The sequence below is a fragment of the Streptosporangium sp. NPDC053982 genome (genome assembly GCF_055585205.1).
In genome coordinates this window covers 185,534-201,395 of sequence record NZ_JBVJKQ010000012.1, presented here as the reverse complement: position 1 = coordinate 201,395, position 15,862 = coordinate 185,534, and the positions used below count along the sequence as shown (strand labels likewise).

Sequence of the window (15,862 nt, the reverse complement as noted above, 5' to 3'; positions counted from 1 at the left end):
GGCCCGCCGTATCGCCGCGCGCGGCCCCGGGCGGCGACACATGATGGGGATCATGGAAGCGAAGCGCATCTACCACGGCACCGGTCCCGGCCCCATCACCCCGGACGGCTGCGCCGTCGACTACTACGCGATGCTGACCCCGAACGGCGAGCCGGAGCTCGTGCACGGCGCCGTCCCGGCCGGCGCGAGCATCCTGGAGCTCGGCTCGGGGGCCGGAAGGGTCACCCACGGCCTCCTGGCCCTCGGCCACCCGGTGGTCGCCGTCGACGAGTCGCCGGAGATGCTCGCGCACATCGAAGGCGCCGAGACCGTCTGCTCCCCCATCCAGACGCTCGCCCTGGGCCGGACGTTCGACGTGGTCCTGCTCATGTCGTTCGTGATCGAGACGGCCGACGACGAGCTGCGCCGGGCGTTCCTGCGCACCTGCCGCGACCACGTCGCCGACGGCGGCCTGGTGATCCTCCAGCGCAAGCCCCCGGAGTGGTACGACACGGTCGGGCCCTCCGAGCGGGTGACCGACGACGGCCACGTCATGCGCATGACCGAGGTCAGCCGGCCGGAGCCCGGCATGCTGGCGGCCACCATGGAGTACACGGTCGGTGACCGGCGCTGGACCCACTTCTTCCTCAGCAGGCGCCTCGACGACGACTTCCTGGCGCGGGAGCTCGACGACGCCGGCCTGGCGATGGACGGCTTCGTCGACGGGGACCGCGGGTGGGTGCGGGCCGTACCGCGCTGACCCATCCGGCGGCGTGCTCTGTTCGGCCCTCCGGCCGAGGGCACGCCGCCGCCGGGCGGGGCGTGCCGGGGCGGCCGGGGGCGGCCGGAGCGCGACGGCGGGACGGGACGTCCGCGCAGGTCACGATGGGTGACGCGGGCCACACGGTTGGGGCGGAACCGATTCAGGCGGAGGGGAACGGGGCAGAAGACCGAGGTGGTCCCGGGCCGCGGGCGGGGTTCCGCGTGTCCGCAGCACGCCGGCGCGGGACGTACGTTGAAGGAGAAGGAGCGGGTGTTCGCCCTGCTCGGCTCACGAAGGGTGTGATCGCGGTGACGGCCCCGGTTGACAACGACACGCTGGTCCTGGCCGACGATGACGACGACTTCAGCGGCGTCTCGGCGTCCGCGACCTCCGACCCGGTCAAGGACTATCTCAAGCAGATCGGCAAGGTCCCCCTGCTCAACGCCGAGCAGGAGGTGGAGCTGGCCAAGCGCATCGAGGCCGGTCTGTTCGCCGAGGAGCAGCTCGCCACCGACGGCGACGGCCTGGCCCCCGACGTCCGCGCGGAGCTGGAGTGGATCGCCGAGGACGGCCGCCGGGCCAAGAACCACCTGCTGGAGGCCAACCTCCGGCTCGTGGTCTCGCTGGCCAAGCGTTACACCGGCCGCGGCATGCTGTTCCTGGACCTCATCCAGGAGGGCAACCTCGGCCTGATCCGCGCGGTGGAGAAGTTCGACTACACCAAGGGTTTCAAGTTCTCCACCTACGCCACCTGGTGGATCAAGCAGGCCGTGACCCGCGCCATGGCCGACCAGGCACGGACCATCCGCATCCCGGTCCACATGGTCGAGGTGATCAACAAGCTGGCCCGCGTGCAGCGGCAGATGACGGCCGACCTGGGCCGCGACCCCACCCCGGAGGAGCTGGGCCGCGAGCTCGACATGCCGGCGGAGAGGATCGTCGAGGTCCAGAAGTACGGCCGCGAGCCGATCTCCCTGCACAGCCCGCTCGGCACCGAGGGTGACAGCGAGTTCGGCGACCTCATCGAGGACTCCGAGGCGCCCACCCCGGCCGACGCGGTCAGCTTCACGCTCCTGCAGGAGCAGCTGAGCTCGGTGCTCGACACGCTGTCGGAGCGCGAGGCGGGCGTGGTGTCCATGCGGTTCGGCCTGACCGACGGTCAGCCCAAGACGCTCGACGAGATCGGCAAGGTCTACGGCGTGACGCGCGAGCGCATCCGGCAGATCGAGTCCAAGACCATGTCGAAGCTGCGGCACCCGTCCCGGTCCCAGGCCCTGCGCGACTATCTGGCCTGAGGATCCGCTATCCGGCCTGAGGATCCGCGGGACCGTCCTCGGGGCCGTCCTCATCGTGGCCGGCCGGTCCGTGCGGGGGCCGGTCACGCGGGCCCGTGTGGAGCAGGTGCCGTACCGGGGAGTTGTCCAGCACGGCGGCGAACGCCTCGATCACCCCCTCGCCCAGCGGGCGGACCGCCTCCACCACGGCCTGGGTGCGGGCGCCGACCTCCTGGATGATCCCCTCGACGATCTGCGGCAGGGGCGGCGCCGGCAGGCCGAGCCGCTGCCGCGGCGGGGCTTTCTCTGGTGGCGCCCAGCGCATCGAGTCCTCGCTCATGGTGAGCCATTCGTCGACGACTCCGTCGATGGCGTCGAGCACGTGATCGGGATCGCTTGCCATAGCGGCCCCCCGGGTGGCTTATGTCCTATGACTCGACGGTACCGCGCCGGGTCCGGCGGGGCCACGGCGAGCCCGGGCCGATCCTCGGGGAGGCTCGCATAGCCGCAGGTGAAAGAGGGTAAAACGGGGGCCGGGCAGGCGGCGGCGCCCAGCCGCCGGGCGTCGCTCGGGGGAGATGGGTCGTGGCCGGACTGCGGACGGGAAAAGGCGTGCTGCGCCGCAAGCCCTTCGAACAGATCGAAGAGGCCGGGGGCGGCGGGACGGGGCAGCTCACCCGTGTGCTGGGGGTGTGGCAGCTCACCGCGATCGGGGTGGGCGGCATCATCGGCGCGGGCATCTTCACGCTCGCGGGCGCGGTGGCCAACGGCAAGGCCGGTCCCGCCGTCGTGCTGTCGTTCCTGGTCGCCGGGATCGCGAGCGCGGCGGCGGCGTTCTCCTACGCCGAGTTCGCCGGGCTCATCCCGAAGGCGGGGTCCGCCTACACCTACGGCTACGCGGTGCTCGGCGAGCTGCCGGGCTGGTTCATCGGCTGGGACCTGCTGCTGGAGTACACCGCGATCGTCGCGGTGGTCGCCATCGGCATCTCCGGCTACTTCTCCTTCCTGCTGGGCAGTCTCGGCGCCGATCTCCCGGCGTGGATGCTGGGCGCGCCGGGGACGGGCGGCGGGCACCGGGTGGACCTGTTCGCCGCGCTGCTGTGCCTGCTGATCGCCTGGCTGCTGAACCTCGGGATGCGCAACGCGGCCCGGTTCGAGATGGCCGTCGTCGGGCTGAAGGTCGCCGTGGTCATCCTGGTCATCGTGGTCGGCGCCTTCTACGTCAGGTCCTCGAACTACGTCCCCTTCTTCCCCTTCGGCGTCGGGGGCGTGTTCGCGGGCGCGGCCACGGTGTTCTTCGCGGTGTTCGGCTACGACGCGATGAGCACCGCCGCGGAGGAGTCCAAGGACGCCACGCGGCACATGCCGAGGGCGATCATGTACTCGCTCGCCATCGCGATGACGCTGTACGTGCTGGCCTGTCTGGTGCTGACCGGCATGCAGAAGTACACCGAGATCGATCGGGAGAGCGGCTTCTCCACGGCGTTCCAGTCGGTGGGCCTGACCCGGCTCGCGGACGTGATCGCGGTCGGGGCGATCATCGGCATCCTCACCGTGATGTTCACGTTCATGCTCGGGGTGACCCGGGTGTGGTTCGCGATGAGCCGCGACGGGCTGCTGCCGAAGTGGTTCGCCAAGACCCACCCGGTACGGCACGTGCCGTACCGGGTGACCTGGATCGTCGGCGTCCTCTCGGCGCTCATCGCCGGGTTCCTGCCCATCGTGGAGGCGGCGGAGCTGACCAACATCGGCATCCTGCTGGCGTTCGTGGTGGTGTGCGCCGCGGTGATCGTGCTGCGCTACCGGCGGCCCGACCTGCCGCGGACCTTCCGCGTCCCGGGCATGCCGGTCGTCCCGGCCGTCGGCATCGCCTTCTCGCTCTGGCTGATCACCTTCCTGGCGTGGCAGACCTGGGTGCGGTTCGCGGTGTGGTTCGTGATCGGCCTGGTGGTGTACTTCGCCTACTCCTACCGGCACTCGGAGCTGGCCGGGGCCCGGGACGGGGAGGGGACGCCGGAATAAACGCGGGCCGGGGCGGGTTCGCCGCTGACATGGCTCATGACATCTCCGGCGACGTCCCCGGTGACATCCGCGGCGCGGCGCGCGGCTCCGCCGAGGTCCCGCTGTCCATCCTCGACCTGGCGCCCGTCGGCAGGGGCTTCACCGCCACCCAGGCGCTGGCGGGCAGCACCGAGCTGGCCAGACGCGCCGAGGAGTGGGGCTACCACCGCATCTGGGTGGCCGAGCACCACGGGATGCCGTCGGTGGCCAGCTCCTCCCCCGCAGTGCTGATCGCCCACCTTGCCGCGGCGACCCGGACGATCAGGCTGGGCTCCGGCGGCGTGATGCTGCCCAACCACGCGCCGCTGATCATCGCCGAGCAGTTCGGCACCCTGCACGCCCTGCACCCCGGCCGCATCGACCTCGGTCTCGGTCGCGCCCCGGGCACCGACCCGGCCACCGCGCGGGCGCTGCGCCGCGGCGACCTGGGGCCCGACGACTTCCCCGAGCAGCTCGCCGAACTGACCGGCTTCCTCGACGCCTCGTTCCCGGCCGACGACCCCCTGCACCGGCTCTCGGCCGTCCCCCGCTCCCCGGAGTCGGGCCGCCCGCCGATCTGGCTGCTCGGCTCCAGCGGCTTCAGCGCCCAGCTCGCCGGCCTGCTGGGGCTGCCGTTCGCGTTCGCCCACCACTTCAGCTCCGCCAACACCGTCCCCGCCCTGGAGCTGTACCGGTCGGCGTTCCAGCCGTCGGAGGCGCTGGACCGGCCGTACGCGATGATCGGCGTCGCCGCCGTGGCGGCCGGGACCGCCGAGGAGGCGCTGCGCCTGGCCCGGCCGGGCGCGCTGGCCATGCTGCGCCTGCGCCGCGGCGCCCCGGAGCCGATCCCCACGCCCGAGGAGGCGGAGGCCTACCCCTACTCCGCGGCCGAGGCGGCCTTCGTCCACGACCACCTGTCGAACGTGGTGCTGGGCGACGCCGCCGCGGTGCGCGCGGGGCTGGAGGAGCTGCGCAAGCGCACCGAGGCCGACGAGCTGATGATCACCTCGCAGGTCGCCGACCCCGGGGCGCGGATCCGCTCCTACGGTCTGATCGCCGAAGCGTACGGCCTGCCCGGCGCCTGACCGTACGGCGCCCGGCCCGCGTGGCCGCGTGGCCCGCGCGAGCGGTCCTGTGCCCGGCCGTACCCGGTGCCCGGCGTCTGACCGGGCGTCAGGGCGCGCAGCCGCCGAAGGCGACGGGCAGGTGGCGGGGGCCGCGCAGCACCGGGTTGCGCCGGTAGGGCGGCGGATCCTCCACCAGCCGAGGCTCGACGAGCCGGCGGGCCAGTTCGGTGAGCGCGACCTGTGCCTCCAGCCGGGCCAGCGGCGCGCCGAAGCAGTAGTGGATGCCGCCGCCGAACCCGAGGTGCTCGTTGCCGGTCCGGCCCGGGTCGAACCGGTCGGGGTCGGTGAAGCGTCTGGGGTCCCGGTTGCCGGAGGCCAGGACCAGCCAGACGGGCGCCCCCCGGGGGATGGTGACGCCGCCGACGTCGATGTCGGCGAGGGCGGTGCGCTGGGGCAGGAGCTGCACCGGCGGTTCGAAGCGCAGCAGCTCCTCCACCAGCGGCACGGCCAGGCCGGGCTCCTCCCGCAGCCTCCGCAGGGCGTCGGGGTGCCGCAGCAGGGTCAGCATGCCGTTGGTGATGAGGTTCACCGTGGTCTCGTGGCCGGCGATGAGCAGCAGGACCGCGGTGACGACCAGCTCCAGCGGCGACATGCGCTCCCGGTCGCCGTGCCCGGCGGCCAGCGCGGACAGCATGTCGCCGCCGGGCGCGCGGCGGTGGTCCTCGATCAGTCCGGCCAGGTAGCGGCCCAGCTCCCCGCGGGCCCGCTGGGCGGCGCGCCGCCGTTCGACCGGGCCCTCCCCCTCCTCGCCGGGGTCGAGCCCGGCGACGATCGCCTCGGCCCAGACGTGGAAGCGCGCCTCGTCCTCGTGCGGCACCCCGAGGAGCTCGCAGATCACCATCACCGGGAAGGGGTAGGCGAAGTCCTCGACGAGGTCGGCCTCCTCCCGGTCGTGCAGGCCGTCGATCAGGCCGGAGACCATCCGGGCGAGGTCGCCGCGCATGTCGCTGATCCGCCGGGGGCTGTCCGGCGGCCCGAACGGCCGGTTCGCCAGCCGGCGCAGCCGGTCGTGCTCGGGCGGGTCGAGCCGCAGGAAGGCGGGCGGCAGCCCCTCCTGCTCCTCCTCCAGGAGGTCCTCCTCACCGGCGGTGGGGACCCGGTTGCGGGGGTCGGAGCTGAGGCGGGGGTCGTGCAGCAGGGCGGCGATCTCCCAGTACGTGCTCACCGCGTAGACGCCGTCCTCCTGCCGCGCCACCGGCGTCCTGCGCAGTTCGGCGTAGAGCGGGTAGGGGTCGGCGCGGCTGGCGTAGTCGGTGATCCGCCGCAGCAGGGTGGCTGAGGTCATGACGGGCTCCTCTCGGCGGACGGCTCCCGGAAGGCGGGTACGGTTCCCGGGGTCGGCGGGCGGTTCTCGGTGGTTCTCGGTGGTTCTCAGCGGTCCCGTGAAGCGGCGGACGGCTCTCGGAGCGGCGGATGGTTCTCAGAGTCCTCAACGGTCCTCAGAGTCCTCAACGGTCCTCAGAGGCGGGCCGGGACGAACGTGACGCGCCGCTCGTCGGGCGCGTAGCCGCTCAGGGTGACGGTGGGGCCGTGGGTGGGCAGGGCGGGGTCGGGGAACTCCGCCGGGATCGCCCGCGCACCCCCGGGGGCGCGGTCCACCTGGGCGAAGTCCGGCGGGAAGGGCGCGGCCGACTCAATGAGCCGGCCGTAGAACGGCAGCCACCTGCCGTGGTCGAAGGTGACGGCGGCGATGACGCGCCCCTGGTGGCCGTAGGCGGCGGCGAACCGGCGCGTCGCCAGGGACCCCTGGACGACGGCCAGCTCGCGGCCCATGGGCGGGACGCCGACGGACTTGATGTTGACGCCGAACTGGGCGGACCAGAACGCCGGCAGCCACAGGTGCGGGCGGCGGTCCGGGCCGGGGCTGACCATGTTGTGCGCGGCGACCTCGGCCTGGGCGACCGCGTTGCCCCAGTGCTCCAGCGACAGGAACTGGTAGCCGAACAGCGGGTGCGGGGACCGGGCGACGTCCCCGGCGACGAAGACGTGGTCGGTGACGATGCCGTGCACGTCGAAGGCCCGGCACCCGGCGTCGCAGGCGATCCCCCGCGGCCCGGCGGCCAGCCCGGATCCGGCGAGCCACTCGGTGTTGCGCACCGCGCCCAGCGCGACGACGGCCACGTCCGCCTCCAGCGCGGTGCCGTCGGACAGGTGGGCGCACCGCAGCCGCCCGGCCTGGTCGCCCTCCAGCGCGGTGACCGTGATGCCGCAGCGCAGGTCCACGCCGTGCTCGCGGTGCAGCTCGGCCGCCACCGCGCCGACGACGCCGCCCAGCGCCCCGACGAGCGGTGCGGGGCCGCGCTCGGCGACCGTGACGTCGATCCCCCGCTCCCGGCAGGCCGAGGCGATCTCCGAGCCGGTGAACCCGGCGCCGATGACGAGCACCCTGCGGGGCCGCGCGTCCATCCGGCGGGCGAGACCGGCCGCGTCGTCGCTGGTGCGCAGGGTGAAGACGCCGTCCAGGGCGGCCTCGGCCTCCCTGATCCACGGGCGGGCGCGGGTGCCGGTCGCGATCAGCAGGCGGTCGTAGCGCACCTCGTCCCCGCCTGCCAGCCGTACCAGCCGCCCGGCCGGGTCGAGCCCGGTGGCGGCCTCCCCGAGCAGCCAGCGCGCCTCCAGCGCGTGTCGCCGCGGCAGGAGGGTGTCGCCGGCGCCGGTGAGGCCCAGCAGGACCTGCTTGGACAGCGGCGGCCGGTCGTAGGGCTCGTGCGGCTCGTCACCGATCATGGTCAGTGTCCCGGCGAAGCCCTTCTCGCGGAGCGTCTCGGCGGCCCGCAGGCCCGCCAGGGACGCGCCGACCACGACGGCGTGGCCGCGCCGCCGGAACTCCTCCGCCGCTCCGTCAGCCGCGGGCACCGGTCCCCGCCCCCTCCGGCGCGGCCGCCTCGCCGGGCCACTCGACGAGGACGGCCTGGACCGGACAGGACGCGGCGGCCCGCATGACCTGCTCGCGCCGCTCGTCCCCGGGGCCGGGCTCGTACATCAGCGCCTCCTCGCCGTGCATGGCGAAGACGTCGGGTGCCTGGAAGACGCACTGCGCGTACGCCTCGCACCGGTTGAGGTCCACGACGATCCTCACGAGAGCTGCCCCCATTCGGCGGGTGCGGCGTCGGACGCTGCCAGCCTAGGGAGCGGACCTGGGGAAACATCATCCGGAAACCGGGGTGTTGCGGCTTTTGGCGGGGTCTTTGCCGCCGTCCGCCCCAACGGAGGGGAACGCCCGCGCCGCGGCCCGTCCGGCCTCGGCGGTGCCGGCGCCCGGCCCTTCGGAGCCCGCTCCCCGGCCCCGTCGAGGGGCCCGCTCCCCGACCCCGTCGAGGGGTCCGCTCCCCGTCTCGCGGGTGAAACCAGGTCAAAGGCGGGTAGAGCACCTGCGATGAAGGCAAACGACTGGTTCCTCACCCCCGAGGAACGGGGAAACCCGGCGACGTCCATCGACGGCCGCCACGATCCCGGTGTCGCCTGGTCGGACGGCAACACGGTCCGGCCCATCCCGCACGGCGCGCCGTACTTCGCCGAGCTGCTCGCCCGGGTCCGCGAACTGCGCGCCGGGGACCTGCTGCTGTTCACCGACTGGCGGGGCGACCCCTCCGAGCGGCTGGACGGCCCCGGCACGGAGGTCGCCCGGGTCTTCGGGGAGGCGGCCAAGCGCGGTGTCGTGGTCAAGGGGCTGCTGTGGCGCTCGCACTGGGACGGACTCCGCTTCAGCGAGGCCGAGAACCGCCACCTGGGCGACGAGATCGAGGCCGCCGGCGGCGAGTGCCTGCGTGACATGCGGGTCCCGCCCGGCGGCTCCCACCACCAGAAGCTCGTGGTGCTGCGGCACCGGGACCGGCCGGAACGCGACATCGCCTACGTCGGCGGGATCGACCTGTGCTGGAGCCGCCGCGACGACGCCTCGCACGACGGCGACCCGCAGGCCGCGCCCATGTCCGGGGTGTACGGCGAGCGCCCGCCCTGGCACGACGTGCAGGCGGCGATCCAGGGTCCCGCCGTGGGCGACGTCGAGGCCGTCTTCCGGGAACGCTGGGAGGACCCCGGCCCGCTGACCCGCAACCCCGTGCACCGCCTGGCCGACCTGCTGCGCCGCGAGGACACCCGCCCCGACCCGCTGCCACGGCAGTTCCCCGACCCGCCCGCCCGTGGGCCGCACGCCGTACAGCTCCTGCGGACCTACGCCCACCGGCTGACCCGCTACCCGTTCGCGCCGCGGGGCGAGCGGAGCATCGCCCGCGGCTACCTCAAGGCGCTGCGCCGCGCCCGCGCCCTGGTCTACATCGAGGACCAGTACCTGTGGTCGCCGCAGGTCGCCGAGTCGTTCGCCGACGCGCTGCGCGACAACCCGGATCTGCTGATGATCAGTGTCCTGCCGTTGCACTCCGACGAGGACGGCCTGCTGGGCGACGTCCCCCAGGTGCTGGGCCGCAACCGGGCGCTGTCGGTGCTCCAGGAGGCCGGCGGCGAGCGCTTCGCGGTGTACGGGCTGGAGAACGGGAACGGCACCCCGGTCTACGTCCACGCCAAGGTCTGCGTCGTCGACGACGTGTGGGTGACCATCGGCTCCGACAACTTCAACCGCCGCTCCTGGACCTACGACTCCGAGCTGACCTGCGCGGTGCTCGACGAGACCCCGGACGGCCGCGCGCCGCTGGACCCCGCCGGTCACGGCGACGGCGCCCGCCGCCTCCCCCGGGACCTGCGGCTCACCCTCGCCCGCGAGCACCTCGAACTGCCGGAGGACGACGACGGCGGTCTGCTGGACCCGCGGTCCTTCTTCGACGCGTTCGCCGCCTGCGCCGCCCGCCTGGACCACTGGCACGAGGAGGGACGGCGCGGCCCCCGGCCGCCCGGCCGGCTGCGCGTCTACCGGTCGCCGGGTCTTTCCCGGTGGACCGCCCTGTGGGCCGACCCGCTCTACCGGATCGTGCACGACCCCGACGGGCGTCCGCGCGCCCTGCGCCGCGCCGGCTCCTACTGAACGGCGGAAACCGGACGACGGAAACCGGACGGCGGAGAATCCGCTCCGCGCCGGCCGCCGGGACGTCCGCGACCGCCGGGACGTCCCGGCGGAGCACGACGGTGCGCGCACCGGATCTCCACGGAATCTGCACCGGCGCCGGTTACGCTCCCACACCATGATCAGGTCAAGGGCGGTCGGTCTCCTGGTGTGGCTCGCGGTACTGCCGGTCGCGGCGTGGGCGGTGGTCAGGACCGCCGGGTGGACCCCGGCCTGGCAGTGGGTCCCGCTGGTGGCGTTCACGCCGTACGTGGCGGCGCTCTCGGTGGTCACGCTGCTGCTCGCGGCGGTGCTGCGCCGCCGGGCGTCCGCCGCCGTGGCCCTCGCGGCGAGCGTGGCGCTCATCGCGGCCGTGCTCCCCCGGTACGTCGCCGACGGAGGCCCGGCCGCCGGGCCGTCGCGGCTGCGGGTGCTCGCGGCGAACCTGAGGGTGGGCTCGGGCGACACCGCGTCGCTCATGAGGCTGGTGCACGACCTGCGGCCGGACGTGCTCGCCCTCCAGGAGCTCACCCCCGCCGCGCTCGGCCGCCTGGACGGGGCGGGCCTGCGGGGCCTGATGCCGTACGTCGTGGACCGCTCCCGGCCCGGGGTGTCCGGGTCGGGCATCTACTCCCGCCACCCGCTCACCGAGGCGCCGATGATCGAACTGGGCCGCTTCCGCCAGTCGCGGGCCGTCGTCGCGCTGCCGGGCGGCCGGGAGGTCGAGGTCGTCTCGGTGCACCCGTGCGCGCCCAGCCAGACCGGCAAGGTGCCCTGCTGGGGCGCGGGCCTGGCGGCGCTGCCACGGGCGGGCGGCCGTCCGCGGGTGCTGGCCGGCGACTTCAACGCCACCCTCGACCATCCGCCGGTGCGGGACCTGCTGGCGAGCGGCTACCGCGACGCGGCCGACGCCACCGGGCGGGGGCTGACGCCGACCTGGCCGCGGCTCGGGTGGAGGTCCCTGCCCGGCGTGACGATCGACCACGTGCTCGCCGACCGGCGGATGCCGGTCAGCGCGTTCAGCGTGCACTCCCTGCCCGGCAGCGACCACCGCCCGGTCTTCGCCGAACTCGGCCTCCCCTGACGGATCGGCCCCGCCGTACCCGTCACGGCCGCCCGGCCAGGTCCGTCCCCGGTCCCGCCGTGACCGGCGGGACCGCCCCGGCTCAGCCCGCCGTACCGGCCGTGACGGGTACGGCGGAGCCGGCCGGGTCCGCGACGGGGCCGGCGGGTTCCTGGTCGAACTGGGTCCGGTACAGCTGCTCGTAGCGGCCGCCCGCCGCCAGCAGCTCGGCGTGGGTGCCGCGCTCCACGACCCGCCCGTCCTCGATCACCAGGATGAGGTCGGCCGCGCGGACGGTGGACAGCCGGTGCGCGATCACCACCGCCGTCCGGCCGTCCAGGGCCTCCCCCAGCGCGGCCTGCACCGCGGCCTCGGAGGTGGAGTCCAGGTGCGCGGTGGCCTCGTCCAGGATCACCACCCGGGACCGGGCCAGCAGGACCCTGGCGATGGTCAGCCGCTGCCGCTCGCCGCCGGAGAGCCGGTAGCCGCGCTCGCCCACGACGGTGTCCAGGCCGTCGGGCAGCGCGTCGACGATCTCGGTCAGGCGGGCGCGGCGCAGCACGTCCAGCAGCTCCTCCTCCGTCGCCTCCGGCCGCGCCAGCAGCAGGTTCGCGCGGATCGTGTCGTGGAACAGGTGCCCGTCCTGGGTCACCATCCCGACGGCCCCGCGGACCGACTCGGCCGTCAGGTCGCGCACGTCCACCCCGGAGAGCCGTACGGCGCCCGCGTCGACGTCGTAGAGCCTCGGGATGAGCTGCGCGATCGTCGACTTCCCCGCCCCCGAGGAGCCGACCAGCGCCACCATGCGGCCCGGCTCGGCGCGGAAGGACACCCCGTGCAGCACCTCCACGCCGCCGCGCGTGTCGAGCCGGGCGACGTCCTCCAGGGAGGCGAGCGACACCTTGTCCGCCGACGGGTAGGCGAACCGGACGTCGTCGAACTCGACCGACACCGGCCCGTCGGGCACCGCGCGGGCGCCGGGACGCTCGGCGACGAGCGGCTTGAGATCGAGGATCTCGAAGACCCGCTCGAAGCTCACCAGCGCGCTCATCACCTCCACGCGGGCGCCGGCCAGGGAGGTCAGCGGCGCGTACAGGCGGGTGAGCAGCAGCGCGAGGGCGACCACGGCGCCCGGGTCGAGCAGCGACCGCAGCGCGTAGGCGCCGCCGACGCCGTAGACGAGGGCCAGGGCCAGCGCCGAGACCAGCGTCAGCGCGGTGACGAACACCGACTGCGTCATCGCCGTGCGCACCCCGATGTCCCGCACCCGGCGGGCCCGGGCGACGAACTCGGCCGACTCCTCGGCCGGGCGGCCGAAGAGCTTCACCAGCGTCGCCCCGGGCGCGGAGAAACGCTCGGTCATCTGCGTGCTCATCGTCGCGTTGTGCGCGGCCGCCTCACGCCTCAGCCGGGCCAGCCGGGAGCCCATCCGCCGGGCGGGCAGCACGAACACCGGCAGCAGGATCAGCGAGAGCAAGGTGATCTGCCAGGAGACGCCGATCATCACCACCAGCGTGAGCAGCAGCGTGACGAGGTTTCCGGCCACGCCGGAGAGGGTGTCGCTGAACGCCCGCTGCGCGCCGATCACATCGTTGTTCAGCCTGCTGACCAGCGCGCCCGTGCGGGTCCGGGTGAAGAAGGCCACCGGCATGCGCTGCACGTGGTCGAATACGGCGGCGCGCAGGTCGAGGATGAGCCCCTCGCCCAGGGTCGCCGACAGCCACCGCGTCGCCAGGCCGAGCCCGGCCTCCGCCAGCGCGATCACCGCGATCAGCGCCGAGAGACGGACCACGGCCTCCACCGGGGCGCGGTTGACGATCGCGTCGACGACCTGGCCCGCGAGCACCGGCGTGGCGACCGCCAGCACCGCTCCCACCACGCTGAGCAGCAGGAACAACACCAGCTTGCGGGTGTGCGGCCGGGCGAAGGCTCCGATCCGGCGCAGCGTGGCCATGGAGAACGGCCGTTTGTCCTCCTGCGCCTGCATCGTGGCGTACATCGAGTGCCACGCCGCCATTTCCATGTTCATCAGGACACCACCGGATTTCTTTTAGGATCGAGGGGTCGATCCTAAAACCTCAACTAAGGTCGAGGTCAAGGTGGCGTCCGGGACGGGTCAGCTCGGGCTCTCGCTCGGGCTCTCGCTCGCGCCCTCGCTCGGACCTTCGCTCGCGCGGGCCTCGCGCACCAGGCGCAGGTGCTCCCGGATGACCGGCAGGGCGTCCTGCGCCAGCTTCCTCACCGCCGAGGAGGAGCCGTTGGTCAGTTCCCGGTCGAGGCGCTTGAGCGTCATGCGGTGGTCGGCGGCCTGCGCGGCCAGCCACGCGCTGTCGAAGGCCGGGCCGCTGAGGTTCGACAGCTTCTCGATCTGCTCGCGCTGCATCCGGTTCGGCCGGTCCGGCAGCCGCACGTCCGCCTGCTCCGCCACCGGCCGCAGCTTGTCGTCCAGGGCCGTGTGGTCGGTGATGAGCTTCTGGGCGATGTCCTTGACGTCCTGGGAGTCCGACCTCCTCAGCGCGAGCCTGCTCGACCGGATCTCGGCCAGGTTGCCGCGGTGCGCCTGGACCAGGAACTTCCTGTCCTGCTCGTTGAGGTTCGGCTGGGCCACGGCGGCCTGTACGGCGCCGCCCATCACGACGAGCATGGCGGCCAGCAGGACGACGATCCTTCTGATCATTGGGTCCCCCGTTCGGTGTGCGACTGAACAACCACCTCCTGACGACGTGCTCCGTTATCCACATTTATAGCTATATGAAGGAACAAATGGTCAGGAAAGGCTTCGAGGGATTCGCCGGGGTGTCACCCGGTGACGGGCACGTCCCGCATCGGGGTGAAGCCGGAGATCTCGACGTCCACGCTCGTCACCCCGGGCGGCGGCGCGGTCATCAGCACGGACATCCGGATGCGCTCACCGGCGCGCAGCTTGGTGAACACGATCTCCGAGCAGACGCAGTGCCGCGGGAACCCGTTGTCGCCGGGCGTCGTCATCGGGAGGTAGCGCGTTCCGGACCGGTCGGCCAGCGCCAGCCAGAAGAAGTCCGTCTTGTAGCCGTAGACGAACCCGCCCTTCTCCACGTCGCCGTCCCAGGCGCCGTTCTCCAGGGTGACCTCGCCGCCGCCGGTGTGGGCGAGCTCCACGGTGGCGACGAGCGTCCGGCCGCCGACGCGCCGCAGCTCCAGCAGGTTCGCGGTGAGCCCGGCCATCTTGCGCAGGCCCCGCGCGGTGGCGGCCGCCACCTCGGACGGAGCGGGAGCGGGGACGGCGGACGGGGAGGCCGCGGGCGGCGGCGGGACGGCCTTACGGGGGAAGGCCACCTCGACGCGGCGGTTGCGCGCCCTGGCCCCATCCGAGGTGCCCTTCTCCGCGGGGTCGGTCTCCCCCTTGCCCTCGGTGGCGAACTCCGCGTCCGGAACGAGCCCGCGCAGCGCCTTCTCCACCGCCCTGGCCCGGCGCAGCGACAGGTCCTGGTTGTAGGCGTCGGAGCCGACGTCGTCGGTGTGCCCGACGACCCGGACCTCGCCGTCCGCCTCCGCGCGGATCCGCTCCGCCGTCCCCTGGAGCGTCCGCCGGGCGCGGCCGGTCAGCGTCGCCTTGTCGAAGTCGAACAGGACGTCGGTGTCGAGGGCGATGTCGATCCGCTCGCCCGACTCGGTGACCGAGGAACCGGTCCCGTCGGTCCGCGTGGCGAGGGCGATCGTGTTGGGCGTCGCCGCGGCGATGGCGGCGGCGTCGGGCTCGCCGTCGAGCGTGCCGCCGCCACCGGCCGGAGCGATGGGCAGCGTCGGGGTCAGCCCCGCGCCGTGGAAGCCGACCGCCACGCCGGTCGTGTCCGGCGGCACCCGGTAGACCGCCCACATCAGCGCGGACTCGCCCGCCCTGACCTTGGCGAACGGCTCGGGCTGACTGCACAGGCAGCGCGCCGGGGGGCTCTTCATCGGGTAGTAGGCGGAGAAGCGCGTGTCGTCGAGGAGGTAGAAGCCGGAGAAGGCCGAGTTGTGGTCGTAGGGGGTGCTCCCGGCGAGCCCGGAGGCGTGGAAGCCTTCGAGCCTGACCTCGGACTGCTCGGCGCTGATCCGGAACCGCGCGGTGACGGCATCCGGCGCGCTCCGCTCCAGCGCGATGACCTCGATCTTCGCGCTGCCGTGGTCCCCGCTGTGGCCGTCGCCGTACAGGGTGGCGAGCGGCGGGGGCCCGGCGGACGGGTCCGTGCCGGGGGTGGTGGCCGGAGTCGCGCTGGGAGCCGCCGACGCGGTCGTGCCGCGGGCGGGGGTGGAGGCGGCCGAGGGCTCCCGTCCGGCGGGAGCCGTCGAGCAGGCCGCCAGGACCAGCGCCATCAGGAGGGCTTCGCATGCGTGCCGACGTCTACCGCGGATCATGAAAATTTATATATACCGCGCTTTTTCCAAGAAAGCAGGGATTAACCAGAATCATCGGCGTTCGTTCGGCCGCGCCTCCGAGTTCGCGAACCGACCCGACCCGGACCGACCCGACCCGGACCGACCCGGATCGGACCTGACTGGCGCGGCGGCGACGGCCGGTACGGCGACGCCCGGGCCCGAGCACCGGCCCCCGCACTCCCGGCACCCCGGCCTACCGGTGGAGACGGCATGACGTGATTG

13 protein-coding genes are annotated in these 15,862 nt (G+C 73.6%); 6 read left to right on the top strand and 7 right to left on the bottom strand.

Translation table 11 applies throughout. From position 1 onward, the window contains the following. Window positions 1–52: 52 nt before the first annotated feature. Together ACZ6W9_RS23225 and ACZ6W9_RS23220 are read left to right on the top strand one after the other, a co-directional pair. The gene (locus ACZ6W9_RS23225) at window positions 53–739 is read left to right on the top strand and encodes a class I SAM-dependent methyltransferase (protein ID WP_362933245.1); all 687 of its coding nucleotides are present in this window, start codon (window positions 53–55) and stop codon (window positions 737–739) included. Further along, window positions 715–2,037, top strand: a complete 1,323-nt coding sequence (locus ACZ6W9_RS23220) for an RNA polymerase sigma factor (protein WP_389963914.1) — start codon at window positions 715–717, stop codon at window positions 2,035–2,037. The genes ACZ6W9_RS23225 and ACZ6W9_RS23220 overlap by 25 nt, the downstream gene beginning before the upstream one ends. Window positions 2,038–2,044: 7 nt before the next feature. Here ACZ6W9_RS23220 and ACZ6W9_RS23215 read toward each other — a convergent pair whose 3' ends face one another. Continuing rightward, on the bottom strand, window positions 2,045–2,419 hold the full coding sequence (locus tag ACZ6W9_RS23215) for a hypothetical protein (RefSeq protein ID WP_362933243.1): 375 nt from the start codon (window positions 2,417–2,419) through the stop codon (window positions 2,045–2,047). Window positions 2,420–2,601: 182 nt separating this feature from the next. Here ACZ6W9_RS23215 and ACZ6W9_RS23210 point away from each other — a divergent pair, with 182 nt between their 5' ends. Together ACZ6W9_RS23210 and ACZ6W9_RS23205 are read left to right on the top strand one after the other, a co-directional pair. Beyond that, complete coding sequence (locus ACZ6W9_RS23210; protein ID WP_389963917.1) at window positions 2,602–4,038, top strand: amino acid permease; 1,437 nt, start codon at window positions 2,602–2,604, stop codon at window positions 4,036–4,038. Window positions 4,039–4,067: 29 nt separating this feature from the next. Then, the gene (locus ACZ6W9_RS23205; RefSeq protein WP_470119573.1) at window positions 4,068–5,141 is read left to right on the top strand and encodes an LLM class flavin-dependent oxidoreductase; all 1,074 of its coding nucleotides are present in this window, start codon (window positions 4,068–4,070) and stop codon (window positions 5,139–5,141) included. Window positions 5,142–5,229: 88 nt separating this feature from the next. Here ACZ6W9_RS23205 and ACZ6W9_RS23200 read toward each other — a convergent pair whose 3' ends face one another. The 3 genes from ACZ6W9_RS23200 to ACZ6W9_RS23190 all read right to left on the bottom strand — a co-directional run bounded on the left by ACZ6W9_RS23200 (window position 5,230) and on the right by ACZ6W9_RS23190 (window position 8,262). Then, window positions 5,230–6,468: a cytochrome P450 gene (locus ACZ6W9_RS23200; protein WP_389963924.1), complete on the bottom strand. Its 1,239-nt coding sequence runs from the start codon at window positions 6,466–6,468 to the stop codon at window positions 5,230–5,232. A gap of 173 nt (window positions 6,469–6,641) precedes the next feature. Beyond that, on the bottom strand, window positions 6,642–8,039 hold the full coding sequence (locus tag ACZ6W9_RS23195) for an NAD(P)/FAD-dependent oxidoreductase (protein WP_470119571.1): 1,398 nt from the start codon (window positions 8,037–8,039) through the stop codon (window positions 6,642–6,644). Then, window positions 8,026–8,262 (bottom strand): ferredoxin, encoded by a 237-nt coding sequence (locus ACZ6W9_RS23190; protein WP_389963930.1) that lies wholly within the window; start codon window positions 8,260–8,262, stop codon window positions 8,026–8,028. Before ACZ6W9_RS23190 ends, ACZ6W9_RS23195 begins: the two co-directional genes overlap by 14 nt. Before the next feature lie 297 nt (window positions 8,263–8,559). Here ACZ6W9_RS23190 and ACZ6W9_RS23185 point away from each other — a divergent pair, with 297 nt between their 5' ends. Together ACZ6W9_RS23185 and ACZ6W9_RS23180 are read left to right on the top strand one after the other, a co-directional pair. Continuing rightward, window positions 8,560–10,161, top strand: coding sequence for a phospholipase D family protein (locus ACZ6W9_RS23185; RefSeq protein WP_470119569.1), 1,602 nt, complete (start codon window positions 8,560–8,562; stop codon window positions 10,159–10,161). A 157-nt stretch (window positions 10,162–10,318) separates the two neighbouring features. Beyond that, window positions 10,319–11,263 carry an endonuclease/exonuclease/phosphatase family protein gene (locus tag ACZ6W9_RS23180; protein ID WP_470119567.1) on the top strand — a complete coding sequence of 315 codons (945 nt, stop codon included), beginning with the start codon at window positions 10,319–10,321 and terminating at the stop codon, window positions 11,261–11,263. A gap of 82 nt (window positions 11,264–11,345) precedes the next feature. Here the strand turns inward: ACZ6W9_RS23180 and ACZ6W9_RS23175 are convergent, their stop codons facing one another. From ACZ6W9_RS23175 to ACZ6W9_RS23165, 3 genes are all read right to left on the bottom strand, one after another. Continuing rightward, window positions 11,346–13,271: an ABC transporter ATP-binding protein gene (locus ACZ6W9_RS23175; protein WP_389963939.1), complete on the bottom strand. Its 1,926-nt coding sequence runs from the start codon at window positions 13,269–13,271 to the stop codon at window positions 11,346–11,348. A gap of 87 nt (window positions 13,272–13,358) precedes the next feature. Then, a complete protein-coding gene (locus tag ACZ6W9_RS23170; protein WP_470119565.1) occupies window positions 13,359–13,919 on the bottom strand; it encodes a DUF4142 domain-containing protein in 561 nt (186 codons plus the stop codon). 122 nt (window positions 13,920–14,041) lie between these two features. Then, window positions 14,042–15,577: an OmpA family protein gene (locus ACZ6W9_RS23165; protein ID WP_470119564.1), complete on the bottom strand. Its 1,536-nt coding sequence runs from the start codon at window positions 15,575–15,577 to the stop codon at window positions 14,042–14,044. Window positions 15,578–15,862 lie beyond the last annotated feature (285 nt).

Bases quoted from the DNA above. Each gene is read 5' to 3' on its own strand.
- ACZ6W9_RS23180 (WP_470119567.1), top strand. From the start codon at position 10,319: ATGATCAGGTCAAGGGCGGTCGGTCTCCTGGTGTGGCTCGCGGTACTG.
- ACZ6W9_RS23165 (WP_470119564.1), bottom strand. From the start codon at position 15,577: ATGGCGCTGGTCCTGGCGGCCTGCTCGACGGCTCCCGCCGGACGGGAG.
- ACZ6W9_RS23225 (WP_362933245.1), top strand. From the start codon at position 53: ATGGAAGCGAAGCGCATCTACCACGGCACCGGTCCCGGCCCCATCACC.
- ACZ6W9_RS23175 (WP_389963939.1), bottom strand. From the start codon at position 13,271: ATGAACATGGAAATGGCGGCGTGGCACTCGATGTACGCCACGATGCAG.
- ACZ6W9_RS23205 (WP_470119573.1), top strand. From the start codon at position 4,068: ATGGCTCATGACATCTCCGGCGACGTCCCCGGTGACATCCGCGGCGCG.
- ACZ6W9_RS23185 (WP_470119569.1), top strand. From the start codon at position 8,560: ATGAAGGCAAACGACTGGTTCCTCACCCCCGAGGAACGGGGAAACCCG.
- ACZ6W9_RS23215 (WP_362933243.1), bottom strand. From the start codon at position 2,419: ATGGCAAGCGATCCCGATCACGTGCTCGACGCCATCGACGGAGTCGTC.
- ACZ6W9_RS23170 (WP_470119565.1), bottom strand. From the start codon at position 13,919: ATGATCAGAAGGATCGTCGTCCTGCTGGCCGCCATGCTCGTCGTGATG.
- ACZ6W9_RS23200 (WP_389963924.1), bottom strand. From the start codon at position 6,468: ATGACCTCAGCCACCCTGCTGCGGCGGATCACCGACTACGCCAGCCGC.